Source organism: Pseudomonas sp. Y3 TE3536, from assembly GCF_053629175.1.
The window spans coordinates 4,792,878-4,816,586 of record NZ_JBRJHU010000001.1 but is presented as its reverse complement, the minus strand read 5'-3'; the positions used below and the strand labels follow the sequence as shown (position 1 = coordinate 4,816,586).

The following is a 23,709-nucleotide window of genomic DNA, read 5'->3' as shown; positions in this document are numbered from 1 at the left end:
CGATAAGCCGAGACAGCGAACACAGCGAACGGCCGTGACACAGCACCACGCCCTACCACAGCGCATGGAGTGGGACCTTCTTGGTTGGACTGATGTCCATCTCTGCCCATGCTTTCGCCACAACCCTCCCCCCATATCGTCAGCCAGTGCCCTGACGGTGTCACGGGACACAGTACAAATCATGCCCAGCGACATGCCCGGACAACATTGCGGCGTAGGTGGCGGCTCCAGATTGAAGTTGGAAAGTCAATAACGGCAACCGCAAGACTTGTCATCTCCGACTATGGTGCACGCCAATGACACCTATTACTGCGCTATACGCAGAGGCTGACGGAAGTTGTTTTCATGGCTACTCGGAATAATGAGTCCTCTACTTTTGACATCTTGAAGATGTGCGATACAAGGGTGCGGTACAAAAGGATACTCGAGGAACATTTTGTAACGAAACCCAATACACTCCGACGATTTTTCCTACAACTCAGTCGCCACCTTTAAACAGATCGATCACCGCCTCCAATGAGCGAAACTATGAATCGGATTTCGGTTCGAGGCGAGACGCTTAGGCGCTGAAGCCGCCAGCACTCCCACAGTATATGCAGCACTTCCAACCCGATTTCTGCTTGATTACTCACGGCAATCTGTTACGGTCGCTTAAAGCCAAATACAAGCCGCCTCGGGCTTTCAGCGTGTGGCCCCGTGGCTGGTTGGCGGGAGGGCGCAAAGAGGAAAAAACTTTTCAAACCTAATCCCTGCCAGATTACCGTAAGCGCTTACACTTGCGGCAAGCGATGTTCAACAGGCCGAGCGATATCTTACAAGAACATATGAGCCGGGCGATTTATCGTCGTCCAGCTCTAACAATATCGAGGACCCCCTATGCGACAGCAGTATGATCCTGCCTGGGTTGAAAGCACGGCTCAGGCCAAATGGCTTCGCGATGAAGTATTCAAGGCTGTCCAGGACGAAAGCCGGCCAAAGTTCTATGCCTGTTCCATGCTGCCCTACCCTTCCGGAAAGTTGCACATGGGGCATGTGCGCAACTACACGATCAATGACATGTTGGCCCGTCACATGCGGATGAAGGGCTACAACGTCCTGATGCCGATGGGATGGGATGCGTTCGGCCTACCGGCAGAAAACGCCGCGATGCAGTCGGGCGTATCACCCGCTCAATGGACACGGATGAACATCGCCGACATGAAGTCGCAGATGCAGCCGCTAGGACTGGCTTTCGACTGGTCACGAGAAATCGCCACCTGCGATCCCGAATACTACAAATGGAACCAGTGGTTTTTCTTGAAGTTGCTGGAAAAGGGCGTGGCCTACAAGAAGACCCAGATCGTCAACTGGGACCCCGTCGACCAAACCGTGCTGGCCAACGAGCAAGTGGTGGATGGCCGGGGTTGGCGATCCGGAGCGCTCGTCGAGAAACGCGAGATTCCCGGCTACTACCTGCGCATCACGCAGTATGGAGAGGAACTGCTGTCGGCCATCGATACCCTTGAGGGTTGGCCGGACATGGTCCGCAGCATGCAGCGCAACTGGATTGGCAAGGCCAGTGGAGTCCGCCTGGCCTTTGTCCACACTGTCGAAGACGCAAATGGGCAGTTGATCGACGCAGGCAAGCTGTGGGTGTTCACGACGCGCGTCGATACGCTGATGGGTGTGACGTTTTGTGCCGTTTCCCCTGATCATCCGCTGGCCAAGCGTGCCACGGCGCTCGATCCAGGGCTCGAGCCGCAGGTGCAGGCGTGTCGACAGGCGGCACAGACCAGCCCCGCCGCCGGCGCGCAGGCGAAGCTCGGTATCCCGAGCGGCTTGCACGTCGAGCATCCATTGACCGGCGAACCGGTCGCCGTGTGGATCACCAATTATGTGGTTGGTGAGTATGGGGAAGGCGCCTTGATGGGGGTGCCGGCCCATGATGAGCGCGATTTCGATTTTGCCCGTCAGTATGGCTTGCCCGTACACCCCGTCATCGCGCTCGACGGGGCTCCTTATGACCCTGCAGCCTGGTCGGATCGCTACGGCAGCCAGGAAGGTCGCCTGATCAACTCTGGCGCCTATGATGGTCTCACGGTGGAGCAAGCTGCCCTGGCAATCGTCGACGCCCTGGCCGAGCGTGGGCGTGGCGAGCAAGCCACCACGTGGCGCCTGCGTGACTGGGGAATCTCCCGGCAACGATACTGGGGAACTCCGATTCCGATCATTCATTGCGAATACTGTGGCGATGTACCAGTACCTTACGCAGACCTGCCGGTAATATTGCCGACCGATTGCATTCCCGACGGAAGCGGCAATCCGTTGCTGCGGCGTGAATCGTTCCGCCTCGTCGCGTGCCCTCGTTGTGCAGCACCCGCGCAACGGGAAACGGACACAATGGACACTTTCGTCGACTCGAGCTGGTATTTCATGCGCTACTGCGATCCCGACTGCCACACTTCGATGGTAGGGCCTGGCAACCGATACTGGATGCCCATCGACCAGTACATCGGCGGCATCGAGCATGCGGTGCTGCACTTACTCTACGCCAGGTTCTGGACAAGGGCGATGCGCGACGAGGGATTGGTGGACTTCAGTGAACCATTCAAGAATCTGTTCACTCAGGGCATGCTGCTGCGGGAAAGTTATTACCGCAAGGCGCAGGACGGTAGCCGACGATGGTTCTACCCCTGCGAAGTATCGGTTCAATACGATGAAAAAGGCCGTCCGGTCAGCGCGACAGCGATCGAAGATGGCTTGCCTGTCACCCTGGGTGGCGTGGAGAAGATGTCCAAGTCGAAGAACAACGTGGTCGAGCCCAAGGACATCATCGACCGGTTTGGTGCGGACACCGCCCGGTTGTTCACCATCTTCGCCGGCCCCCCTGATCAAAGCACGATCTGGAGCGACACCGGTGTCGAAGGGGCTTATCGCTTCCTGCGCCGTCTCTGGAGCTTTGCCGTTGATGAGCAGGCACGCTGGAGCGAAAGTGACGGCCAGGCGGCAGACGCCACAGAAGCCAGCCGTGTGCGCTTCATGACCCATGACTTGTTGAAGCAAATCAATAACGATTATGAGCGTCTGCAATACAATACCGTCGTATCGGGTGCAATGAAGATGCTCAAGGTACTGGAGAGTGCCCGCAGCGTTGGTCACCAGGTCTGCCGGGAAACCATGTCCATTCTCTTGCAGGTGCTGCAACCTGTGACGCCACATATCTCCCAGGTTCTCTGGGAGGCATTAGGATTCCCCGGCGCGATCTACGACAGTGCCTGGCCGACCCCGGACAGCGACGCCTTAAGGCAGGACGAAGTGAAGTTGATGGTACAGGTCAATGGCAAGCTACGGGGGGAGATTCTGGTCCAGGCCGATGCCGACCATGACACAATCCGTGACCAGGCGCTGTCCGATCCTGTGTTGAGCAAATATCTGGAAAGCGCAGGAATGATGATCGTAGTGCCTAACCGATTGGTGAACTTCATCGTCTGACCATTCAGGTTGTCCCCTGAAACCAGAAAGCCGACTTTCTCAGGAAATGTCGGCTTTCTGGTTCAGGCCTCAGTGGAAAACGTGTGCATCCCACCCACTGACTGCTGCGACGCGTAGCGACTGTGACGAGCCCAAAGCATAAGTTGCGCAAATGGGCGAGGGATTGCATCCCGATGCGCTCAATGAAACGCAAACCCAAGCCCGGCTTACCCAGACTGTTTGATCGGCCCAAATACCGACAGCGCAACATCATCGAGCGCATGTTTGGCTGGCTGAAAGAGAACCGCCGTATCGTGACACGCTTCGACAAGCTCGCGAAAAGATATGCCGCTATGGTCTCACTGGCTTGTTCCATGCGGTGTTTGCGACATCTCTTTTCGTACAGAGCCTAAGACCGCCTCAGTGGCTTTTTCTGTATGAGGGCATAGGCGTGCTGATCGAGTTTGAACTGGGTATCAATGGCGCAGAGGCGCTCATGCATCATTGCGCTGACCACCAGCCAGACACGGGTGACCTCAAAGAAAACGCGCGTCCGGCAGAAGCCCTGCAAGCCCTGGCATCAGCGATCAACGACGCCATGAGCCCCGAGCCTGCTTGCGGGGAATCGACAACCACGATTGACCCTCAGTTGTTGAGAGAGGCAATCGCTTTGTTTGGGACAAAGCAATTTCATTCGGGTACCGCTCTTCTGTCACCAATGACGTGCACTGAACACCGTCGACCGCCACCCGGGTCCGTGTCAGAAATCGCCAATCTTGATCGCTCTAGCACTTGCTGCGACTGCGGGCAAAACTAGGGGCATATTTCAGATTTTTACACCTGAAAATACCGTTGTAGAGCCAAGTTCAAATGTTTTTTGGCGACCCTGACAGCCTTTAAGGCGATTTAAAGGCATTGAAAAGCCGCCTCCGTTCTGGCCAAGGCATCAACAACCGTCGGTCATGCGTTCATGCCATAGCCCCTGACCACGTCCCCGTGAACATGAGAAAGGCGGCCTCGAAACGGACACTGAACCGGATGACCTGCGACATGAGCAGCCTTCCATTCGGCCTGCGCGATCTCTGCAGAAAACCGAGACTGATGTGCAAGGATTATTCCTTACAGTCTCTTCCACACGCTCAGGAGAACACTCATGCCTGCCATCCACGAAATCGCCACCCTCACCTCCAAGGGCCAGGTCACCCTACCCAAAACCGTCCGCCAACTGCTGGGCCTGAATACCGGCACCAAAGTCGCGTTCGACGTCCGTGGGAACGAAGTCGTAGTCAGCCGGGTGGAGGCCGATCACGAAGACCCTGCCATCGGCGCATTCCTAACCCTGTTGGGGGCTGACATCTGCAACGGACGCAACATCACCGCGCTACCGGACGACCTGGCACAGGCCATGCTCGCCAACGCACGCCACCCTGTGAACCTAGACGAAGAGATTAACGGTGAGGTCGCGTTTTAACACAGCAGCATGGCTGGACGCTGCTGTTCAAGGCAATACGCTGGGCAGCGCATAGCGACTGGCACGAATCCAATGCGTAAGCTGCGCCCTTAACCACGCCGCCTAACGCTCAAATGGGCGCTAGCACAATCATTACACGTGCCATCGAACGCTTTCTCTCAACAGCCTACCGCTGGCTGCTGTGCATTCGCCAACCTCAGCAACAAAAGACCAACCAGCAGCGCTGCCCCCAAGTTGTAGAGCATGCCCGTGACGAAAGCCGCCACGTAGTGACCTGCCAGCACTACCCCGCCATCACCCGCGACCAGCGCCTTGTTGAACAGGATGCCCACTACCCCTACTCCCAGAGCCGCCCCCACCTGCTGGACAGTCGAGATCACTCCCGACGCCATACCGGCCTGGGCTTCATCGACAAAAACCAATACCAGGTTCAGCAGTGGCGTCATGATGAAACCCTGACCGGCGCCGACCACCATCAGTACGGGAATCAACCCCGCGGGCCTCAGGGCCGCGCCCGCCATCCAAACCTGCGCAATCAATAGCCCGATCGAAACGGCATACACCATCGCACCTACAACGATGGCGCTCGCCCCCCATCTCGCCACCAGCTTGGGCGCGACGAGCGACGCCAGCACGAATCCCACGCTGCAGGGTGCGAAAATGCTACCCGCAGTCAAAGGATCAAGCCCCAGCCCGGTCTGCACCAACAAGGTGAAGCACAAGAAGAACGAACTGGACGTGGAATACACCAAAAAAACCAGCAATGCGCCCAACGCGAAGTGACGCTGGGCCAGCAAGCGCATATCCACCAGTGGCAATCCGCCGTCTGCTCTTCGCTGCTCCTGCTGCCTATGGAAAAGTACCAGCAGTACTCCCGCCAGGCCCAACGACCCTAGACTCCAGGCTGGCCAGCCTAGCGCCGGTCCTTCGATCAACGGCACCAGCAGCAGCACCAGTCCGGTGCTGACCAACCCTACGCCCGCCCAGTCCAGGGTAGGTCGCTGTGGTGCGCGCGACTCAGGGATATAACGTGCCGCCGCGATGGCCAACAGGCCGATAGGTACGTTGATGAGGAAGATGCTACGCCACCCCAGGCCGAACAGGTCGGCATGAATCAACCCGCCACCCAGCACTTGGCCTGCGATGGCGGCCAGCCCCAGGGTCATTCCCAGTAGACCAAAAGCACGGCGGCTGTCGCCGTCATTGAAATTGACACGGATAGAGGCATAGACCTGCGGGAACAGCAACGCTGCCGCCAGCCCCTGTAATACCCGAGCAGCAATCAGGAAGCCGGCAGTGGGGGCCAGCCCGCACAGCAGGGAGGCGAAGGTGAACCCGGCCATGCCGATCACGAAGAGACGGCGGCGCCCGAACAGGTCGCCCAGGCGGCCGCCGGTAATCAGCAAGACGCCAAACGCAAGCTCATAGCCGGCCACGATGAAACCAACCTGTGCGAAGCTGGCCGCCAACCCTGCTTGCAGGCTGGGGATGGCCACATTGACCACAAACAGATCGAAAATCGTCACGAAACCGGCCAATAGCAGCACCGACAAACCGAGCCAGGGCGGGCCGTCAACAGTGCGCACAGGCAGTACCGAAGGGTGTGAGTTCGAGTTCATCTTGCGCATCCTGAGAAGAGACGTCAGCATTCTCGAACCACCGTTAAGCGATTACAATTTAATCCTTTATGCTATTACTCAAAGTAACGAGATAAGCGATGCGAACCTTGGCACGAACACGCGTCGATCTGGCGGCATTCCTCCTGGCGCACCGCCAGCGGCTATCGCCTGTCGATGTGGGCCTACCCAGTGGTGGTCGCCGCCGCACGCCTGGGCTGCGACGTGAAGAAGTTGCCGCACTCGCAGGTGTCGGATTGACCTGGTACACGTGGCTGGAACAGGGCCGTGACATAGGGGTTTCGGCTGCTTTTCTGGACAACTTGGCGCGGGTGCTGAAGCTGGATGCCGCAGAACGACGCCACTTGTTCCTGTTGGCTCACGAACGGCCACCTGCCGAACCCGGCAAAACATGGTGCGTGCTACCCCCACTGGTACGGCGCCTGATGCACGACTTGCCGCACCCCGCCTTTGTACTCAACCTGCGCTGGGATGTACTGGGCTTCAATGCGCTTGCTAACCAGCTGTTTAACTTTGGCTCGCACACACCCGAGCGTCGCAATTTACTGTGGCTGCTGTTTACCGACTCTGTTCTGCGAGAGCAATTGTATGACTGGGATGAACAGGCGCCGCAGATGTTGTCGGGTTTCCGCCGCGACTTCGCCCGCGCCCCGCAAGATGCGGACATACATGAACTGGTGTCAGAACTGGAGCGCGTTTCACCGGAGTTCAAAGTTTGGTGGCGCCGGCACGATGTTCACGCCCCCTCTGCAGGCATGCGCAAGCTGACCATTGACGGCAAGATCGAGCTGTTCGAGCACACCTCGCTGACCATCGACGAAGACCGCCACCTACGCCTGGTGGTCTATGCCAAGTTAGCAGAGCCTTCCGTCGCTCTGCAGGCACCCTCTGGCTATCAGCAGGCCGAATAGAGGGTGAACAACCAGAAAAGGCGCTCCGCCATGAAGCCAACAAAACCACATACATTACTGCTCGCGTTGTGCCTGAGCCTGGGTGCCCCCCTTGCCTTGGCTGCCACAGACCTTAACGATCAGCGCGCCCCGGGCACACAATCTCACGACAATGGGCACATGAACGGCCAAGGCGATGCGACGGGCTCAGGAACACCAGGCGATAGCATGGGTACCGGTGATGGCGGTACTGATGACAATGGGACGGACAACACCGGAGGTGACGGTACCAACAGTAGCTCGGGAACCGGCAGTAATGGCTCTGGTGATAGCGGTACAGGCTCGGGCAGTGGAAGCAGCGGCTCGGCCGGTAGCGGATCAGGCTCAGGTTCCGGCAGTTAACTGAAATAGCCGATGGCGATGGGTTACTCGTTCATCGCCTATTTGGCGGCCCTGAGATAGTTTCAGCGCAAGCCCCGTTAGCCGCGCACTTAACGCCAATGCGTCATCAATGCACCGCGGATGCCACTGACCGGGTCTTGCTCAGGGAGCGGCACCTTGGCGATGCGCGCCAGCGCGCGCGGGTGGGCGGCGCTGTCGGGCCGCTGGATGTCGTAGTCTTCCTGCCCGTGTGGGTAGGCGCCGACCACCAGAAAGTCATCGCTGCATTCGATGCAGCAATGACCCGTGCCTGCCGGCAGCACCAGCACATCGCCGCGTTTTACGCTGACGCTTTGCCCAGATGCTCCGCCAAGCGTCAATCGGGCCTGCCCGCAAGCAATCCCCAGCGCCTCATGAGCGTTAGGGTGAAAGTGGTCATAATCGAAGATCCCGTCGCGCCACAGCGGGGTCCATTGGTGAGCCGCAAACAGTGCTTCGAAGGCACGGGCATTATCCAACGACGGATCAAGCTTCAGCCGATAGAACAGCACGGGAAAACGGCTGTTCGGCGTAGCGCCGTCGTCCTCGAAATACAACGCCTGCACGGCGGCATCTGCTGTGTTCATGAGCGTCACGATGCGCATCCTGATCGGTTGTTGGGTTCACCTTCGAACCCGCCCGCTGTTGCCAAGTTCCAGCCGGCAGACGGGTGCGGATACCGTTGAAACTTTCCCGACACCTGCCAAGTCCAGACCCCTATCGATCACTAAACGGGAGCAGGTAATGACCGGCACGGTAGGCGATTTTCTGGTGGAGCGTTTGTATCAATGGGGCGTGCGGCGCATCTTCGGTTACCCCGGCGACGGCATCAATGGCGTGTTCGGCGCGCTGAGCCGGGCCAACGGCAAGATTGAATTCATCCAGGCCCGCCATGAGGAAATGGCCGCCTTCATGGCCAGCGCCCATGCCAAGTTCACTGGCGAGCTTGGTGTTTGCATCGCGACCTCCGGCCCGGGCGCCTCGCACTTGCTGACCGGGCTGTACGATGCACGCATGGACCATCAGCCAGTGCTGGCCATCGTCGGTCAACAGGCCCGTGCAGCACTGGGCGGCCACTACCAGCAGGAGTTGGACCTGCTGTCGATGTTCAAGGATGTCGCCGGTGCGTTCGTCCAGCAGGCTTCCACGCCAGAACAGGTGCGCCACCTGCTCGACCGTGCGGTGCGTACGGCCGTCGGCGAACGCCGGGTCACCGCTGTTATTCTGCCCAACGACTTGCAGGACCTGCCCTACAACGAACCCACGAGGGCTCACGGTACGGTGCATTCAGGCATCGGCTACAGCAAGCCGAGGGTGTTGCCGTTCGACGAAGACCTGCAGCGCGCCGCCGCTGTACTCAACGCCGGGCGCAAAGTGGCGATACTGGTGGGGGCCGGCGCCCTGCAGGCGACTGAGCAGGTAATGGCGGTCGCCGAACAGCTCGGCGCTGGCGTGGCCAAAGCGCTGCTGGGCAAGGCTGTGCTACCGGATGATCTGCCGTGGGTCACCGGGTCGATCGGCCTGCTCGGCACCGAACCCAGTTATCAGCTGATGAGCGAATGCGACACCCTGCTAATGATCGGCTCCGGCTTCCCCTACTCCGAGTTTCTGCCCAAGGAAGGCCAGGCACGAGGCGTGCAGATCGACCTGCAACCCGACATGCTCAGCCTGCGCTACCCGATGGAGGTCAACCTGGTCGGCGATGCCAGCGAAACACTGCGCGCACTGTTGCCGTTACTTGAATACAAGACCGAACGGCGGTGGCGCGACAAGGTCCAGACCTGGCGTGCGGAGTGGGACAAGACCGTGGCCAAGCGCGCCCTGGTCAAGGCTGACCCGATCAACCCGCAACGTGTAGTGCATGAGCTGTCCCCTCGCCTGCCCGACCACGCCATCATCACCAGCGATTCCGGCTCCTGTGCCAACTGGTTTGCCCGCGACCTGCAGATTCGCCAGGGGATGCAGTGTTCGCTGTCCGGGGGCCTGGCTTGCATGGGCGCAGCTGTGCCCTACGCGATTGCAGCCAAGTTCGCCCACCCGCAACGGGCTGTGGTTGCCCTGGTGGGCGATGGGGCGATGCAGATGAACAACCTCGCCGAGCTGATCACCGTGGCCAAGTACTGGCAACAGTGGGACAACCCACAATGGATCTGTGCTGTGTTCAACAATGAGGACCTCAATCAGGTGACGTGGGAGCAACGGGTCATGGAGGGCGACCCCAAGTTCGAAGCGTCGCAGTCGATCCCTGACGTGCCCTACCATTTGTTCGCCATTTCCATTGGTCTGCAAGGTATCTACGTAGACCGCGAAGAGGATGTTGCCGCTGCGTGGGAGCGCGCGTTGGCTGCGGATCGGCCGGTACTGATCGAGTTCAAGACCGACCCGAACGTGCCGCCCCTGCCACCGCACATCAAGCTGGAGCAAGCGAAAAAGTTTGCCAGTACCTTGCTCAAGGGCGACCCCGACCAGGCGGGCATCATCGTCCAGACAGCCAAGCAGGTGCTCGGCTCGGTGCTACCAGGCAAAAAGTGATGGGCACGTCGGCTAACCCGCTGAACGTTTGCTCAGCCGGCCCGGTCGCACAACAAAGTGCTGGAACATGCGCGCAAAATGTACCCCCAAGTGGCCAGCACGCCCCGGGAGCAGATCGTTTTCGCCGAGGGCTACCTGCACGCGGGCAACCATCGGCTGGTCTTGGCGGACATCGTTGCCAGCGCCCCCGACGGGGAGTTTGCCGTGCAGATCGACGCCGAACCCGGCGCCAGGCGCCAACCGTTCTCCACCGCCACCCATTCGGCGGTCTTCGTGGAAGTCCACGTCGACGAGGACCTTGGCATGATCAAATTAACTCGAGTGGTCAGCGCGGTGGCGGCAGGATGGGTGGTCAATCCGAAAACCGCGCGCAGTCAGATTCTGGGGGGCGTGGTGTGGGGGGTGGGCATGGCCCTGCACGAAGCAGCGTTGACCGACCATCGGTTGGGCCGCATCGTCAACCACAACCTGGCGGAATACCAAATCCCAGTCAACGCAGACAGCGGGGATATTGACGTGATCTTCGTTGAAGAGCACGACGATATTGTCAACGAGCTGGGGTCCAAGGGTGTCGGCGAAATCGGCATCGTCGGTGTAGCCGCCGCGGTGGCCAACGCGGTCTACCATGCCACGGGCAAGCGTGTAAGGGACTTTCCCATCACGCTCGACAAGGTGCTGTGATTGAGCCAGCCAACATCACACGGCGCAAACCTCAATGTGGGACAACCCAAGCACATTGGCTTGAGCCATGATCTCGCTCGGCGATGAATCAGCAGCAGGCAGCACAAGCCCGTTTTCGCTGTCCCCGAAATGCAACACAATCAGGTGCATTGCAGCTTCGTGACGACTGAGCGTGCCCTGCTCCACCTCCAATCGATAACGTTTCGGCTCTTCAGCCAAGCGATAGTTAATGTTGTAAGTTGCCATACTCACCTCAGGTCCAAGTGCAGGGGTTCGGCGCCCCGCTCCGTGTTCCTTCAGGGAGATCAACGCAGGCAAAAAAGTTCAGCTCAGGCAACCAAGCGAACCTGGTGAACCATTTGCATCGTCAATACGTCCACCGCAAAAGCACTACGAGTCGACACCAAGATGGCAAATGATCCCGTATTGGCCGTGCTCGGCTATCTCAAAGACCACCACCTGGTACTTACCACTGCCGAGTCCTGTACAGCAGGCTGCATGGTTGCTTTGCTGGCGGCTTTCCCCGGTACAGGCGAGGTACTGGAAAGCGGCTATGTCGTCTATTCCCCTTCCGCCAAGAAGCGCCTACTCGGGGTAAGCGCGGAAACGATCGAACGGTACGGGCTGACCAGTGAGCCAGTCGCCTGGGAAATGGCCCGAGGGGCATTGAAGGACAGCGATGCCAACGTCGTTATTGCAACTACCGGTGTAGCCGGGCCTAGCCCAACCTCTGGGGTACTACCCGGCACACTGTGCTTTGCGTGGGCATTTGCCGGCGAGCCCATTGCCGTGTTTACCCGCACCCAGCGATTTTTTGGAGAGCGGTCGCAGGTCATGCATGACGGCGCCGTCTACGGGCTAACCCGGCTGATTCATTATCACGAGCGCTGGCTGCGTGGGGAGCGCGCCTGAGAGCAAGGGTGCCGCATTACCAAATCGCAATGTCGTAGGTCAGGTAGATGCGGTTACTGTCGCGCCCGCGGGAAAAATCAGAACGGTAGACATAGTTGCGTAGTTTTACACCCAGCCCTTTGACAGGCCCTGACTGCACAACGTAGGCCAGTTCCATGTCACGTTCCCATTCGTTGAGTTCAGCTTCAGCGGAACGACCGTTGTCCCCGCTCAGGTATCGCGCCATGAACGTGAGCCCAGGGACACCGGCTGCTGCAAAATTGTAGGCATAGCTTGCCATCCAGGTTTTCTCTTCCTCCTCGATGAACTTACCGATGCCGACGTTGCTGAACGAATAAACCGTCGCACCGCTGATGTAGGGCAGCCCGGCATCGCCGTCTAGCATCTGGTAACCGGCACCGACGGTGTGCCCGGAGTGGGTATACGACACCTGCCCGCTGAACATGTCGTTGTCGATCTTGCCGCCATAAGCAGCTCCGCTGTCACGGCTCTTGAAGTAGCGCAGGTCGGTGGTGAACACCCCGCCGGCCAAGGGTAGATCGTGCACCAGCCCTGCATAATCCTGGCGGTAGAAGTGCTCGAGCTGGCCGTGGAAGTAGCTCACACGCAGTTGCTTGCTGATGGCAAAGTCAGCACCCGCAAAGCTGAAATCGCCAGAATCATCGCCGCCGTAACCATCCAGGTAAGGCCAGGCCCGCTGCCGTCGGAGAGACGCCGGTAAGTGCTGGGCCATGTTACCGAACGGTGCCAGTCCATGCTCGACACCGTCTGTGGATACGACGCACTGCGCTAGCGACGTTACAAGGTCAGCACTGGCCCGCGCGCCTAAGCGTCAATACGCAGATAGGCCGACATAGCCAGGGCATCGCCCAACGCGGCACCGTTTGCAGTGTTGTCGAACACGCACCACGTAGGTAGCCCCGCAGCACGTCGAACGTTTAACTGGGCCGCCAGGCGCTGCAGATACTCGCTGCCATAGGCGCTGCGGTAGATCTGCGGCTCGCCATGCAAACGCCAGTAGACCAGCCCCGGCCAGCCTCCTGGCAGCTCATCCACGCCAAAGCGCGCCGGGCTGGCAGCGACCTGAGCGACCTGAAAGTCGACAAGCAACGGCTGCGCTGCCGACCATGACCGATGCCTGGGTTCAACGGCCAGCGACCCTGCATAACGCTTTCGCACAGACTCAAAAAATCGATAGGCCACGGCACCGTCGTACGCCAACGAAGGTGGCAACTGCACCAGCAGGCAGCCGAGGCGACTGCCCAAATGCCCGCACTCATCAAGGAACCTGTCGAGCGGCCCCTCACACGCTTGCAACCTCTGCTCATGCGTGACGGCCTTGGGCAGCTTGACTGAAAAGCGAAAATCCTCAGGTACCGATTCAGCCCATCGGGCATAGGTTTGTGGGCGATGAGGACGGTAAAACGACGTGTTGATCTCAACCGCATTCAAGCGTGCCGCGTAACGCTGCAACTGGCTTCCCTCTGAAGCAAACTCATTGCCGTAAGGGCGTGACAAGCTCCAGCCGGCGCAACCGAGGAGAATCATTCAGGAAGCGCCGTGGTCCGCAGGGGCGTCACCGTGAAGGCATGATAATCCGCACCCGCGACCGCCATCATAAAAGACTGATCGGCCAAGCGACGCAGGTCACGCCACGCCTCCCAATCGATCAGGTCCAGCCGGTCCATTTCATCGGCCTGGCGCAGCAGTTCCTCGTGGTAACTGCTGGGGCAGTTGCGCCGAATTGCCTGGTCATCGAAGGTTACAAACCAACGAGTGATGGCTTCGAGACGGCGCTGCTCTGCGCCGACGGGCTTTGTAAACGCATTCATCTCCATCACCCCATGCTCTTCTGATAATCGAGACGCGAGCACTGGAATAGGTTCCTTCGTAGCACTCAGCCGGTCATTCAGTATCAAAATGAACACCGAGCAGCGGGTTCGCGAACTGCAAGCGGAAATCGCTCACTTACGTAACCGTTGAGTGAGGCCAGGACTGGATAAAAAGCTGTACAACTTCGTTGACTTGTACAAATTTAGTCATAGGCTTCAGCTATATCCTTCAACAGTTCACTGTTGCTTGAGGATCATCTGGAGCCAGACATGTCCGTTTTTCAGCCATTCGCCAAGCCCTTCAATAATCTTGAAAGGGGCAATCTCGACGCCCATTTTTGTCCGGCCGGTGAATGATGCCCAGGAGCTGGCTGGTCGCCAATGCACTCTGGTTGCAGGCCGGTTGGTGGGCTTGCGTGCTGGGCGCTCAGTACCCTGGGTTGTTGCTGCTGGTGCCGCTCGGCCTGGCCATACACCTGTGGCTCTGCCCGGACTACAAGGTAGAAATCAAGGCATTGTTGCGTGTCGTATTGGCCGGCTGCGTGCTGGATAGCGTGCTGGGGGCACTGGGCGTATTCAGCTTCGATACGTGGCCCCTGCCCTTGTGGCTGGTATTGCTGTGGTGGGTACTGGCCAGCGGCCTTCGCCATAGCCTGGCCTGGGCCGGCCGGCCCTACTGGCGCGGCGCGTTGCTGGGCGCCCTTGGCGCCCCACTGGCCTACGTCGGTGGCGCCAGGTTGGCGGGGGTCGGCCTGCCGCTGGGTGTGATTGAAACCGGCTTGTTGCTCATGCCGGTGTGGGCCCTGGTCCTGCCATTACTGCTGCGCATCGCGGCGCGGCGCTGACCGGCGGCAGCGTTCGGAGCAATAGCGCACCTCGGCCCAGCAGCGTGCCCAGCGCTTGCGCCAATTGAAGGGTCGGCCACATACCACGCAGGTTTTGCTGGGCAGCAGGCTCTTTTTCATACCACCTCGCCAGCATCCAGCCGCGCCAGCAGTGACTGGCCACGCTGCCACACCGCTTCGCGATGGCCAAGCGGCATGCCGTCCAGGTTACGGTAGACCATGGCCAGGCGTGGATTGGCCGACAGCTGAGCGCGGTGACGTATCAGAAAATGCCAGTACAAGGCGTTGAATGGGCAGGCATCCTCCTCGATCACATGGTCGACCTTGTAGCTGCACGCCTTGCAATGGTCGGACATCCGCTGGATGTAACGACCACTGGCACAGTACGGTTTCGACCCCAGGTACCCACCGTCGGCATGCATGACCATGCCCAGCGTGTTAGGCAGTTCGACCCAGTCGAAGGCATCCATGTACACCGCCAAATACCACTCGCAAATGGCGTCTGGCGCGATGCCGGCCAACAGGGCGAAATTACCGGTGACCATCAGCCGCTGGATGTGGTGGGCGTAACCCAAGCGCAACGTCTGCCCGATGGTTTGCGCCATGCAGCGCATGCGGGTGGCGCCCGTCCAGTAGAATTCCGGTAAGGCACGCTGGTTTCCCAGATGATTGAGCCCGGCATACTCAGGCATTCGCAGCCAGTAGATGCCGTGCACATACTCGCGCCAGCCAATCAACTGGCGGATGAAGCCTTCGGCGGCATTCAGCGGCACCCGCCCCTCACGCCACGCCTTGTCGACGTCGTCGCACAGGCAACGCACATCCAGAAGGCCAATGTTGAGTGCCGCGCTGATGCGCGCATGGAACAGGTACGGTTCGCCTTCTGCCATGGCGTCCTGGTAGTCACCGAACGCCGCCAGGCCGAAATCGAGAAAATGCTGCCAGAGCTGATGAGCCTGCTCATGGGTCACGGGGTAGTTGAACCCGTCCACGGCCCCGTAATGGTCACTGAAACGCTGCCGAACCAAGGCCACTACCGCTGTCGTGATCGCGTCCGGCTCAAACTGCGCAGCGAACGGCCCTCGCAACTGGCGCGGCAACGGCTTGCGGTTGTCCCCATCAAAATTCCAGGCACCGCCTGCGGGGCTGCCATCGGCCTCCAACAGCAACCCGCAACGCTTGCGCATGCCGCGGTAGAAATGCTCCATGCGCAGTTGCTTACGCCCCTGCGCCCACCGCGCGAAGGCTTCACGCGAGCACAAAAAGCGCGTATCGCGGTGCCACACAAGCGGCAGCTGCGCATCGCGCAGCGCCTGCTCCAGGCGCCATTCACCGCACTCTGTCAGGTGGATGTGCGTGGCGCCCAATGCCTGCTGCCAGCGACGCAGCTCGCCCGCAATGCTACCGCTGTTGCCGGCAGCGTTAAGCTCGACATAGTGCACCTGCCAACCCCGCTCCCGCAGCGCCTTTGCGAAATGCCGCATGGCACTGAAGATGAGGATGATCTTCAGCGGATGATGCGGCACGTAGCGGGCCTCACCCTCCACTTCCGCCATCAGAATAGCGTCGCGGGTAGGGTCCAGGGCCGCCAGGCTTGCCAGGTCGAACGACAGTTGGTCACCGAGCACCAACCCCAGCCGCGAGGGCCGGGCTACCATTGGGTTGTCAGCGTCACGGGCACCCGCAGCGGCGCGATAGGCCCGTCACGCTGCCCACACATTTCATCATGCACCACCTGCTGCACCAGCATGCACGGCACCGGTGGCAGCTCGGCCAGCAAGTGGCGCAGCTCGGTGGTGGAGCGCAGGCGAACGGGCTGACCACGATCATCAATCAACGTGACCGGGCCGGCACCGGTCAGTGCGCGGAGAATGTAGAAGCCACCTTCGAGCGACAGCAGTTCAAGCTCTTTGACTTCACCGGCCGTAACCCGTTGAGTGAGCGCATTCAGGTTCATGGTGTGCCCTCTGGCAAGCGGCGGAAGAACAGCGTGATCTGCCCAATCTCCACACCCAGTTTGCTCATGCTTGAGCGGTTGATCAGGGTGTCGTCATCCATCAGGTACATCCAGTCGTCCAGGTCCACCTGCCAATGCTCCCCGTCTACCGGCAGGTCCAGCCGGTAGCGCCAGCGCAGCGCATTACCGGCCGATTCGCCATGGGCCTCGCCGATCACGTCACCTGCTGTTCCTCGCCAGCGGCCCGCACCTTCCGGCACCAGCGTCCAGGTTCGCTGCTGACGCGTGCCATCGCTGTAAAGAAAATGCTCATCGAGGATCAGCCGCTCACCGTCGCGGCGGCTGTCGATACGCACGTGAAAGCGCTTCACCACCTCTCCGGAACGCTTCTGGAACATCCCCCAGGCTTGCACCGGTCGCGAGAAGAATGCCGCCAGGTCGAGTTTCGGCTGCTCCTTGGCGTAGTGCTCGACACCGACGTTGCCACAACTGCCGAGGAGCAGGCAGCCAACCAGTAACAGTGCTCTGTACATGTTCACGTCCCTCGGTCGTTGCCCGCCAGCCCGAGCAGGCGCTGGCGCAGCTGTGGGTCCCTGGCCCGTGGGTCGAGCCAGATGGCGAAGAATGCTCGGGAAAATTCCGGGTCGGCGATTACCTGGCTGAGTGCGCCATCGACATAGAAGCGAGACCCTTGCCCTGGCAGGTACACACCCGTGATACGCATACCCGGGCGCACATCCACGAATGCCGCTTCAAGCGCCTTGCTCCACGCTGCGCGTTGCTGCGGCGTGATGTTGGCGTTAAGGCGGCGTATCTCCGCAAGGCTCGCGTCTACCAGCGTCTCCTTGGACAGCGATCGGTGGTAGCGCAGTTCCAGGGCAAAGGGCTGGTTCCAGTCCTGAACCGGCCCCACTGTCCACAGCCGGGCGCTGTAAAGGCGCACGCCGAACCACGTGAAATCGCCAGCACCCAACGGTTGCGCCGTTGGCAATTCGGCTCGCCAGTCCGCTGCTACGGTCGACAGCGCAACCATCAGCAAGCACAGGCTGGCCCAACGCGCAGGAGGCACCATGCTTACCTCGAACAATTGGGAAAATCCTGTACAAGAATAGCTTTTTGTATAGGTTTCAACAAACCCTTGTACAGCGTTGATGAGGACGGTAAACACGGGTCATCCGGCGCTAAAAGAAACCGCTGAAACGCTTGCTCTGAACTTAATCCTGCCCAACGGATTCCCCTGCTTACTCACTGCAATATCTGCTGCACAGCCGGCTTTCAGAAAAAGGGGTTTTCACCATGATCGATCAAGCGACAGGTATGAAACCAGGCGAGCGCTATTGCGTGGAGAACGTCGAGCGCGCCCATCAGTTCCCGGGGTACTTTCAAGACGGCAAGTATTACCTCGGCCCCGAACTGCTGACTGCGGTCGGCTGGCTCGAAGGCACGCAGTTCATCTACGACAGCCTGGATGCTGAAGGCGAACCCGTCTTCCCGGATCGGATAGCGGGCACCATCGAGGGCTTGAAGCTGGTAATGGCTGATGGAACCACCCTTGAGCTTTGCCCCCTAGAAGCCAGTGCCACACTGCCGTCTAACGACAGCGAAGACTCACCAGCCCCAGAGCACTCCATGCCAATGAGCCCGACGCCGATCAAAGGCCCATTGCGCGGAAAGGTCGTGGTCATCACCGGCGCCTCCAGCGGCATAGGCCGGGCGGCTGCGCATGCGTTTGCCTGCAAAGGTGCCCGCCTGGTGCTCGCGGCACGCGATGAGGAAGCGTTGTTCGACGTGCTGGATGAATGCACCGACTGCGGCACGGACGCTGTCGCCATTACCACCGACGTCACTCACAGCGATCAAGTGGCAGCCCTGGCCACCCAAGCTGCCGAGTTTGGCCATGGACGTATCGATATCTGGATCAACAACGCCGGGGTTGGCGCGTTAGGCAGCTTCGACGAAACACCGCTTGAAGCGCATGAGCAGGTGATTCAAACCGACCTGGTCGGTTATCTGCGCGGCGCTTACGTGGTGCTTCCCTACTTCAAGGCACAGCGCAGCGGCATACTGATCAACACCTTGTCGCTTGGCAGCTGGATCGCCCAACCCTATGCGGCAGCCTACTCGGCGAGCAAGTTCGGCCTGCGTGGCCTGACCGAAGCGCTGCGCGGTGAGCTGACGGAGTTCCCCGGCATTCATGTGTGTGATCTTTATCCGGCCGTCATGGACACGCCAGGCTTGCGGGACGCAGGCAACTACACCGGCCACGCGCTGACACCCCCAGGGCCGATCTACGACCCGGAACGGGTGGCAAACGCCATGGTAGCCTGCGCCATTTCCCCGAGCGCGCGCACCACTGTCGGCGCTGCCGCCCGCCTCGCCCATCTGGCCAGCTACCTGGTACCGGGGCTGCCTCAGTTGTCAGGGTGGCTCACGCGCTGGGGCTTGAACCGCAGCCCCAGCGCGGCGATATCTTCCGGGAATCTGTTCGAGCCACCCGATGACCGGCGAAGTGTGGACGGTGGCTGGAGAACTCAGAAAGATAAAACATCGTTATGGGTGGGTGCGGCGCTGCTGGGTGTGATTGCAGGGTTTGTCTTCACCCGTTCGCAACGCAGGCGCCGCTAAGGTTTGCTGGCAGTCATTTGCGCACAGCAGCGCGCCCGTCACGCGAGCTGGATATACACCGAGTAGCTGCCCAGCAAAACCCAGAACCCGAGAAAAATCCAAGGCGTGCGAAGGGAGAACAGCAACGATTTCCGGTGCCCGGCCCGGGACGTCTCAGCCTCGCAGAACAAGGGCGATTCATCATAGGCCAGGCCCATCATCGGCTCACTGCGCAGCAAGTGGCTCTGCTTCAACTGCCAGTGCTCGATGATCCGGAACGCCGCGCGGATGCCTGGCCAGGCATTCAACGAGCTCAACACGCCGAGCAGGGCGAGAAACGCCGGCACGATCAACGTGAACATTTCCCCCCAGCTCTGGTTAAGGTTGCTCATCGAAGACACGAAGGCGATGACCAGGAACGACTGAGCGGCCAGATACGCATCGGTACGGTTGGCCAGGATAGTGGTCTCGTACTGGATTTCGCGTCGATAGAAATCCAGGCGTTCCTTGGGCGTGCCGAACATCCGCGCATTCTGCTGATCGATCTCATGCTCAGAGGTGGTGGGCGTAATGATTCGAGGCACTCGGGCGCTCCTGAAAGGGGTGAGAGCAGCGCACTGCTGATCAGCGATAGAGCGATCCCTTCACCGAAAATTCATTGCAAGTGGGTGGCAGGCCGTCCGTCGTTCAAATCCAGCATCCACTTCAACACTGGCTTCTCGCACGGTTCGAACGGTAATGAGCGTTCTCAACTGCAGGAGCTTCGACCATGAGCGACTACCCTACTCCGCCATTCCCCTCGCAACCGCAAAGCGTCCCCGGTTCGCAGCGCAAGATGGAGCCGTACCCGGACTGCGGTGAGCAGACCTATACAGGCTACAACCGGCTCGAAGGCAAAATCGCCTTGATCACCGGCGCCGATAGCGGCATCGGTCGGGCCGTTGCGATTGCCTACGCGCGTGAAGGTGCGGACGTTGCCATCGCCTACCTGGATGAGCACGAAGATGCGCAGGAAACGGCGCGCTGGGTCGAAGCCGCGGGCCGCCAGTGCCTCCTGCTGCCCGGTGACCTGGCGCACAAACAGCACTGTTACACCATCGTCGACAAGACCGTGGAACAGTTCGGTCGCATCGACATCCTGGTCAACAACGCCGCATTCCAGATGGCCCATGAAAGCCTGGACGACATTGACGATGAGGAGTGGGTGAAGACGTTCGACACCAACATCACCGCCATCTTCCGCATCTGCCAACGGGCATTGCCGTCAATGCCGAAGGGCGGATCGATCATCAATACCAGCTCGGTCAACTCCGATGACCCGTCACCCAGCCTGTTGGCCTACGCCGCCACCAAAGGCGCCATTGCCAACTTCACTGCAGGCCTCGCCCAGTTGCTGGCGAAGCAAGGCATCCGGGTCAACAGCGTGGCGCCAGGCCCGATCTGGACGCCGTTGATCCCCGCCACCATGCCGGATGAGGCCGTCAGAAACTTTGGCTCGGGCTACCCCATGGGGCGGCCAGGGCAACCGGTCGAGGTGGCGCCGATCTACGTTTTGCTGGCCTCTGATGAAGCCAGTTATATCTCGGGTTCACGCTACGGCGTCACGGGCGGCAAACCGATCCTCTGACGACCATGACAAGGCTTGCTGTCGCAGGCCTCGACGCTTCATCTGCGCGCTGCGAGCCATGCGGTAAAGACTTGAACCATTCGCACGCCCATCACGTCCACCGCAACAGAACCGATGAGTTTGTACCCAGCAATCCGTGTTTCCCCGACCGCCATGAGGTGCCTGCATGAACGCTATCGACCTGTTGATTCAAGACCATAAATTGGTGAAGAAGCTGCTGGCTGAATTGTCTTCAACCACCGAGCGAGCCGTGAAAAAGCGCGCCGAACTGCTGCACCGGATCGAGCAGGAGCTGCAAGTCCACACTGCTCTGGAGGAGGACATCCTCTACCCGGCCATCAAGAAAGCCGGCGGCAAGGAAGAAGCGAAGATGTATTACGAAGCCAAGGAAGAACACCGTACTGTCGATTCGCTGGTGCTTCCTGATCTGCTTCATACCGAAACCGGCACCCTCGAATTTGCCGGGCGGGTGAAGGTGATGAAAGAGCTGCTTGAACATCACATCGAAGAGGAGGAAGGCGAACTGTTCCCCACTGCGAAAAAGCTGTTGGGCAAAGATCAGCTGGAAGAAATGGGCGTTGCCATGGAGGCGCACAGGAAAATGCTCAAGGGCGAACGACGGGCTGCATAAACCCAATGCGTCACAGCAAAAAAGAAATTAAAGCAGGCCAATTTATTACCTGAAGGAATAAAAATAGCACCGAACGATATTGGTATATACCAGATGTCTACCCGTTAAATCTGCTCCCTGAGCCCTGAGGGCACCAAGGAGCACGAAAGGATGAACGCTGTACGGGTAATGCTGGAGTATTTCCACCCTTGGCCAAATTCGGCAGGGTTCTACGTCGCAAGGGAGCGCGGGTGGTATCAGGACGCCGGCTTGTCGGTGCAACTGGTAGTGCCCGACCCCTTCCATGGCGACACGTTGGAGCACCTGCTCAAAGGCGATGCGGATGTCGGCGTATTTCCCAGCAATCGCTTGCTGGTCAGGCGCAGCCTCGGCCAGCCGCTGCTGGGTGTCGCGGCCATCAACCATCGGGGCCTTGAATCGATCCAGACCCTCACCGACTTCGGCATTCGCCGCCCCAGGGACCTCGCAGGCAAACGCCTGGCGCTCAACCCCTCGCCCCGTGGCCTGGCCATGGTGCGCCATCTGGTGGCCGCCGATGGCGGCGACCCGGATGCCGTGATCATCGTCGACAGCAAAGTGCGCGAACTGCGCCCGGAAGACCTGGCGGCAGGCATTGCCGACGCCAGTTTTGGCGGCTACTGGGCCTGGGAAGCCTTGATGGACAGCCCGGTTGCGGCCGAGCGACGTGTGGTCTGGCCAGTCGATGACATTGGCGCACCGCGTTATCACAGCTACCTGCTGGGCGGGCAGCAACGCTGGTTCGAGGAAAACCCCGAGATCGCCCGCGCCTTTCTCGCCGCCACCGAGCGTGGCTTTCGCGCGGCGGCCGCTGACCCGCAAAGCGCGTTGGGCGCCTATGAGGCCGCCACCCCTTACTTTCCGAGGGCGCTGCTCAGCCAATCGCTACAGCACATCGCACCCACTTGGCTGCATGAGCAGCGCTGGGGCCAGCAACGCGAAGCACTGATCGCCCCCTACGCCCAGTGGCTGCACCACCACGGCGTACTGGCCGACGCCGACGCTTGGCGTGGTGCCACCAGTAACCGTTACCTGCCGGAGCCACAGGCATGAACGAGCCCTTGCGCATGGCCCATGGCATGGGCGTACAGCCGGTAGAAGCCGACTGGCCCGCGCTGACTCAGGTGGATGTGGAAGCGGTACTGAGCCACTTCCCGCGGCTTGGCGCCGTGGGCCCGCTGCACTGGCACAGCCCCCGCCCCTTCTCGGCTGCCGCGCAGGTGCGCACGGAACAAGGGGAGCTGTTCGTCAAACGCCACCACCGCAGTGTCCGCCAGCCCGCCTGGCTGCTGGAGGAACACCGCTTCGTTCAGCACCTTGAACAGCGTGGCGCGCCCGTTGTTACCCCGTTGCTCGACCACAACGGCGACAGCGTGGTGGCCCTGGGTGAATGGACTTACGAGGTGCTGCCCTGCGCGCAGGGCCACGACCTGTACCGTGACGCGCTGTCCTGGACACCCTTCCTCAGCCTGCAGCACGCCCATGCGGCGGGCGTTGCCCTTGCTCGCCTGCACCTGGCCGCCGAAGGCTTCACTGCGGGCGCCCGACGCACGCCCGTATTGATTGCCAACCTGCGGTTCTTCAGCCACCACGCGCCGCTGTCATCCATCGAAACGGCCTTGGCGCAGCAGCCCGCACTGGCCCACTACCTCGCAGACAAACACTGGCAGCAGGCCCTGAGCGAACTCTATCTGCCCCATCACTGCGCCCTGCTGCCCCTGCTGCAGCACCAGCCGGCGCTGTGGACCCACAACGACTGGCACGCCTCCAACCTGCTGTGGGACGAATCGGCAAACACCACGCAGGTGCGCAGCGTCCTTGATTTCGGCTTGAGTGACCGGACTTTCGCCGTATTCGACCTGGCCACTGCGGTAGAACGCAATTGCATTCCCTGGCTTGAACTCGATGCAGGCGGGCGCGCCGCCGCCGACCTCGACGCCGTCGATGCACTGCTGGCCGGTTACCACAGCCAGCGGCCCCTGACACAGGCCGACCTGCTCACGCTCAAAGCGCTGCTGCCATTGGCCCATGTGGATTTCGCCCTCGCCGAGATCGACTACTTCCAGGGCATCGTCGGATCCCGGAGCAACGCCGACATCGCCTACCACAATTTCTTGATCGGCCATGGCCAATGGTTTGGCGACAGCGAAGGCACCCGCCTGCTCGATCATCTGCACCGCATCGCACGCGCGCGCTGACAGG

22 protein-coding genes and 3 pseudogenes are annotated in these 23,709 nt (G+C 60.2%); 13 read left to right on the top strand and 12 right to left on the bottom strand.

Going from position 1 to position 23,709, the window contains the following annotated elements:
- Positions 1 to 876 precede the first annotated feature (876 nt).
- The 3 genes and pseudogenes from leuS (at position 877) to AB7M33_RS21770 (ending at position 4,921) form a co-directional block, all read left to right on the top strand.
- Positions 877 to 3,471 (top strand): leucine--tRNA ligase, encoded by a 2,595-nt coding sequence (leuS, locus tag AB7M33_RS21780; RefSeq protein ID WP_454243603.1) that lies wholly within the window; start codon positions 877 to 879, stop codon positions 3,469 to 3,471.
- A 167-nt stretch (positions 3,472 to 3,638) separates the two neighbouring features.
- A pseudogene (locus AB7M33_RS21775) lies at positions 3,639 to 3,863 on the top strand (IS5/IS1182 family transposase); the annotation flags it as partial.
- 740 nt (positions 3,864 to 4,603) lie between these two features.
- Positions 4,604 to 4,921: a type II toxin-antitoxin system PrlF family antitoxin gene (locus tag AB7M33_RS21770; RefSeq protein WP_454243602.1), complete on the top strand. Its 318-nt coding sequence runs from the start codon at positions 4,604 to 4,606 to the stop codon at positions 4,919 to 4,921.
- Between the two features lie 158 nt (positions 4,922 to 5,079).
- On the opposite strand, the gene AB7M33_RS21765 is transcribed toward AB7M33_RS21770, so the two are convergent.
- The gene (locus AB7M33_RS21765) at positions 5,080 to 6,570 is read right to left on the bottom strand and encodes an MFS transporter (RefSeq protein ID WP_454243601.1); all 1,491 of its coding nucleotides are present in this window, start codon (positions 6,568 to 6,570) and stop codon (positions 5,080 to 5,082) included.
- Between the two features lie 68 nt (positions 6,571 to 6,638).
- On the opposite strand from AB7M33_RS21765, the gene AB7M33_RS21760 reads away from it, so the two are divergent.
- Positions 6,639 to 7,469, top strand: a complete 831-nt coding sequence (locus tag AB7M33_RS21760) for a helix-turn-helix transcriptional regulator (RefSeq protein WP_265968095.1) — start codon at positions 6,639 to 6,641, stop codon at positions 7,467 to 7,469.
- Positions 7,470 to 7,939: 470 nt separating this feature from the next.
- Here the strand turns inward: AB7M33_RS21760 and AB7M33_RS21755 are convergent, their stop codons facing one another.
- Positions 7,940 to 8,455, bottom strand: a complete 516-nt coding sequence (locus tag AB7M33_RS21755) for a cupin domain-containing protein (RefSeq protein WP_265968094.1) — start codon at positions 8,453 to 8,455, stop codon at positions 7,940 to 7,942.
- 157 nt (positions 8,456 to 8,612) lie between these two features.
- Between AB7M33_RS21755 and AB7M33_RS21750 the strand changes: the two genes are divergently transcribed.
- A complete protein-coding gene (locus AB7M33_RS21750) occupies positions 8,613 to 10,400 on the top strand; it encodes a thiamine pyrophosphate-requiring protein (RefSeq protein WP_265968093.1) in 1,788 nt (595 codons plus the stop codon).
- A 54-nt stretch (positions 10,401 to 10,454) separates the two neighbouring features.
- A pseudogene (locus AB7M33_RS21745) lies at positions 10,455 to 11,081 on the top strand (molybdopterin cofactor-binding domain-containing protein); the annotation flags it as partial.
- 15 nt (positions 11,082 to 11,096) lie between these two features.
- Here the strand turns inward: AB7M33_RS21745 and AB7M33_RS21740 are convergent.
- On the bottom strand, positions 11,097 to 11,327 hold the full coding sequence (locus AB7M33_RS21740; RefSeq protein WP_238214826.1) for a hypothetical protein: 231 nt from the start codon (positions 11,325 to 11,327) through the stop codon (positions 11,097 to 11,099).
- A gap of 162 nt (positions 11,328 to 11,489) precedes the next feature.
- Between AB7M33_RS21740 and AB7M33_RS21735 the strand changes: the two genes are divergently transcribed.
- Entirely contained in the window at positions 11,490 to 11,993 is a 504-nt protein-coding gene (locus AB7M33_RS21735; protein ID WP_238214825.1) for a CinA family protein, read from the top strand.
- Between the two features lie 16 nt (positions 11,994 to 12,009).
- On the opposite strand, the pseudogene AB7M33_RS21730 reads toward AB7M33_RS21735, so the two are convergent.
- The 3 genes and pseudogenes from AB7M33_RS21730 to AB7M33_RS21720 form a co-directional block, all read right to left on the bottom strand.
- Positions 12,010 to 12,678: pseudogene (locus AB7M33_RS21730) on the bottom strand (OprD family outer membrane porin); the annotation flags it as partial.
- 140 nt (positions 12,679 to 12,818) lie between these two features.
- Positions 12,819 to 13,541: a DUF72 domain-containing protein gene (locus AB7M33_RS21725; protein ID WP_454243600.1), complete on the bottom strand. Its 723-nt coding sequence runs from the start codon at positions 13,539 to 13,541 to the stop codon at positions 12,819 to 12,821.
- Entirely contained in the window at positions 13,538 to 13,831 is a 294-nt protein-coding gene (locus AB7M33_RS21720) for a hypothetical protein (protein WP_454243599.1), read from the bottom strand. The genes AB7M33_RS21725 and AB7M33_RS21720 overlap by 4 nt, the downstream gene beginning before the upstream one ends.
- Positions 13,832 to 14,181: 350 nt before the next feature.
- On the opposite strand from AB7M33_RS21720, the gene AB7M33_RS21715 reads away from it, so the two are divergent.
- A complete protein-coding gene (locus tag AB7M33_RS21715) occupies positions 14,182 to 14,670 on the top strand; it encodes a DUF2878 domain-containing protein (protein ID WP_454244247.1) in 489 nt (162 codons plus the stop codon).
- Here the strand turns inward: AB7M33_RS21715 and AB7M33_RS21710 are convergent.
- From AB7M33_RS21710 to AB7M33_RS21690, 5 genes are read right to left on the bottom strand one after another with little or no spacing between them, the layout of a single operon-like run.
- Entirely contained in the window at positions 14,641 to 14,790 is a 150-nt protein-coding gene (locus AB7M33_RS21710; RefSeq protein WP_186676319.1) for a DUF2256 domain-containing protein, read from the bottom strand. The genes AB7M33_RS21715 and AB7M33_RS21710 overlap by 30 nt on opposite strands.
- Positions 14,787 to 16,328, bottom strand: coding sequence for a cryptochrome/photolyase family protein (locus AB7M33_RS21705; protein WP_454243598.1), 1,542 nt, complete (start codon positions 16,326 to 16,328; stop codon positions 14,787 to 14,789). The genes AB7M33_RS21710 and AB7M33_RS21705 overlap by 4 nt, the downstream gene beginning before the upstream one ends.
- Entirely contained in the window at positions 16,322 to 16,627 is a 306-nt protein-coding gene (locus AB7M33_RS21700) for a DUF6482 family protein (protein WP_099429573.1), read from the bottom strand. The genes AB7M33_RS21705 and AB7M33_RS21700 overlap by 7 nt, the downstream gene beginning before the upstream one ends.
- Positions 16,624 to 17,160, bottom strand: coding sequence for a DUF3833 domain-containing protein (locus AB7M33_RS21695; protein WP_265968085.1), 537 nt, complete (start codon positions 17,158 to 17,160; stop codon positions 16,624 to 16,626). The genes AB7M33_RS21700 and AB7M33_RS21695 overlap by 4 nt, the downstream gene beginning before the upstream one ends.
- A gap of 2 nt (positions 17,161 to 17,162) precedes the next feature.
- Positions 17,163 to 17,699 (bottom strand): chalcone isomerase family protein, encoded by a 537-nt coding sequence (locus AB7M33_RS21690; protein WP_454244246.1) that lies wholly within the window; start codon positions 17,697 to 17,699, stop codon positions 17,163 to 17,165.
- Positions 17,700 to 17,923: 224 nt separating this feature from the next.
- On the opposite strand from AB7M33_RS21690, the gene AB7M33_RS21685 reads away from it, so the two are divergent.
- Positions 17,924 to 19,252 carry an SDR family oxidoreductase gene (locus tag AB7M33_RS21685; protein ID WP_454243597.1) on the top strand — a complete coding sequence of 443 codons (1,329 nt, stop codon included), beginning with the start codon at positions 17,924 to 17,926 and terminating at the stop codon, positions 19,250 to 19,252.
- Positions 19,253 to 19,290: 38 nt separating this feature from the next.
- Here the strand turns inward: AB7M33_RS21685 and AB7M33_RS21680 are convergent, their stop codons facing one another.
- Positions 19,291 to 19,815 (bottom strand): hypothetical protein, encoded by a 525-nt coding sequence (locus tag AB7M33_RS21680; RefSeq protein WP_027596487.1) that lies wholly within the window; start codon positions 19,813 to 19,815, stop codon positions 19,291 to 19,293.
- 185 nt (positions 19,816 to 20,000) lie between these two features.
- Here AB7M33_RS21680 and AB7M33_RS21675 point away from each other — a divergent pair, with 185 nt between their 5' ends.
- From AB7M33_RS21675 to AB7M33_RS21660, 4 genes are all read left to right on the top strand, one after another.
- Positions 20,001 to 20,858, top strand: a complete 858-nt coding sequence (locus AB7M33_RS21675; RefSeq protein WP_454243596.1) for an SDR family oxidoreductase — start codon at positions 20,001 to 20,003, stop codon at positions 20,856 to 20,858.
- A 166-nt stretch (positions 20,859 to 21,024) separates the two neighbouring features.
- Positions 21,025 to 21,489: a hemerythrin domain-containing protein gene (locus AB7M33_RS21670; protein WP_099429577.1), complete on the top strand. Its 465-nt coding sequence runs from the start codon at positions 21,025 to 21,027 to the stop codon at positions 21,487 to 21,489.
- Between the two features lie 150 nt (positions 21,490 to 21,639).
- Positions 21,640 to 22,560, top strand: a complete 921-nt coding sequence (locus AB7M33_RS21665) for an ABC transporter substrate-binding protein (RefSeq protein WP_454243595.1) — start codon at positions 21,640 to 21,642, stop codon at positions 22,558 to 22,560.
- Positions 22,557 to 23,705 carry a phosphotransferase enzyme family protein gene (locus tag AB7M33_RS21660; RefSeq protein WP_454243594.1) on the top strand — a complete coding sequence of 383 codons (1,149 nt, stop codon included), beginning with the start codon at positions 22,557 to 22,559 and terminating at the stop codon, positions 23,703 to 23,705. Before AB7M33_RS21665 ends, AB7M33_RS21660 begins: the two co-directional genes overlap by 4 nt.
- The last annotated feature ends 4 nt before the right edge of the window (positions 23,706 to 23,709 follow it).

Excerpts from the sequence above, each read along its gene's own strand:
- AB7M33_RS21695 (WP_265968085.1), bottom strand. The coding sequence starts at position 17,160 with ATGTACAGAGCACTGTTACTGGTTGGCTGCCTGCTCCTCGGCAGTTGT.
- AB7M33_RS21710 (WP_186676319.1), bottom strand. The coding sequence starts at position 14,790 with ATGAAAAAGAGCCTGCTGCCCAGCAAAACCTGCGTGGTATGTGGCCGA.
- AB7M33_RS21765 (WP_454243601.1), bottom strand. The coding sequence starts at position 6,570 with ATGCTGACGTCTCTTCTCAGGATGCGCAAGATGAACTCGAACTCACAC.
- AB7M33_RS21760 (WP_265968095.1), top strand. The coding sequence starts at position 6,639 with ATGCGAACCTTGGCACGAACACGCGTCGATCTGGCGGCATTCCTCCTG.
- AB7M33_RS21735 (WP_238214825.1), top strand. The coding sequence starts at position 11,490 with ATGGCAAATGATCCCGTATTGGCCGTGCTCGGCTATCTCAAAGACCAC.
- AB7M33_RS21715 (WP_454244247.1), top strand. The coding sequence starts at position 14,182 with ATGCCCAGGAGCTGGCTGGTCGCCAATGCACTCTGGTTGCAGGCCGGT.
- AB7M33_RS21685 (WP_454243597.1), top strand. The coding sequence starts at position 17,924 with ATGATCGATCAAGCGACAGGTATGAAACCAGGCGAGCGCTATTGCGTG.
- AB7M33_RS21690 (WP_454244246.1), bottom strand. The coding sequence starts at position 17,699 with ATGGTGCCTCCTGCGCGTTGGGCCAGCCTGTGCTTGCTGATGGTTGCG.
- AB7M33_RS21660 (WP_454243594.1), top strand. The coding sequence starts at position 22,557 with ATGAACGAGCCCTTGCGCATGGCCCATGGCATGGGCGTACAGCCGGTA.
- AB7M33_RS21750 (WP_265968093.1), top strand. The coding sequence starts at position 8,613 with ATGACCGGCACGGTAGGCGATTTTCTGGTGGAGCGTTTGTATCAATGG.
- AB7M33_RS21770 (WP_454243602.1), top strand. The coding sequence starts at position 4,604 with ATGCCTGCCATCCACGAAATCGCCACCCTCACCTCCAAGGGCCAGGTC.
- AB7M33_RS21700 (WP_099429573.1), bottom strand. The coding sequence starts at position 16,627 with ATGAACCTGAATGCGCTCACTCAACGGGTTACGGCCGGTGAAGTCAAA.
- AB7M33_RS21755 (WP_265968094.1), bottom strand. The coding sequence starts at position 8,455 with ATGAACACAGCAGATGCCGCCGTGCAGGCGTTGTATTTCGAGGACGAC.
- AB7M33_RS21670 (WP_099429577.1), top strand. The coding sequence starts at position 21,025 with ATGAACGCTATCGACCTGTTGATTCAAGACCATAAATTGGTGAAGAAG.
- AB7M33_RS21705 (WP_454243598.1), bottom strand. The coding sequence starts at position 16,328 with ATGGTAGCCCGGCCCTCGCGGCTGGGGTTGGTGCTCGGTGACCAACTG.
- leuS (WP_454243603.1), top strand. The coding sequence starts at position 877 with ATGCGACAGCAGTATGATCCTGCCTGGGTTGAAAGCACGGCTCAGGCC.
- AB7M33_RS21725 (WP_454243600.1), bottom strand. The coding sequence starts at position 13,541 with ATGATTCTCCTCGGTTGCGCCGGCTGGAGCTTGTCACGCCCTTACGGC.
- AB7M33_RS21720 (WP_454243599.1), bottom strand. The coding sequence starts at position 13,831 with ATGGAGATGAATGCGTTTACAAAGCCCGTCGGCGCAGAGCAGCGCCGT.
- AB7M33_RS21675 (WP_454243596.1), top strand. The coding sequence starts at position 20,001 with ATGAGCGACTACCCTACTCCGCCATTCCCCTCGCAACCGCAAAGCGTC.
- AB7M33_RS21665 (WP_454243595.1), top strand. The coding sequence starts at position 21,640 with ATGAACGCTGTACGGGTAATGCTGGAGTATTTCCACCCTTGGCCAAAT.
- AB7M33_RS21740 (WP_238214826.1), bottom strand. The coding sequence starts at position 11,327 with ATGGCAACTTACAACATTAACTATCGCTTGGCTGAAGAGCCGAAACGT.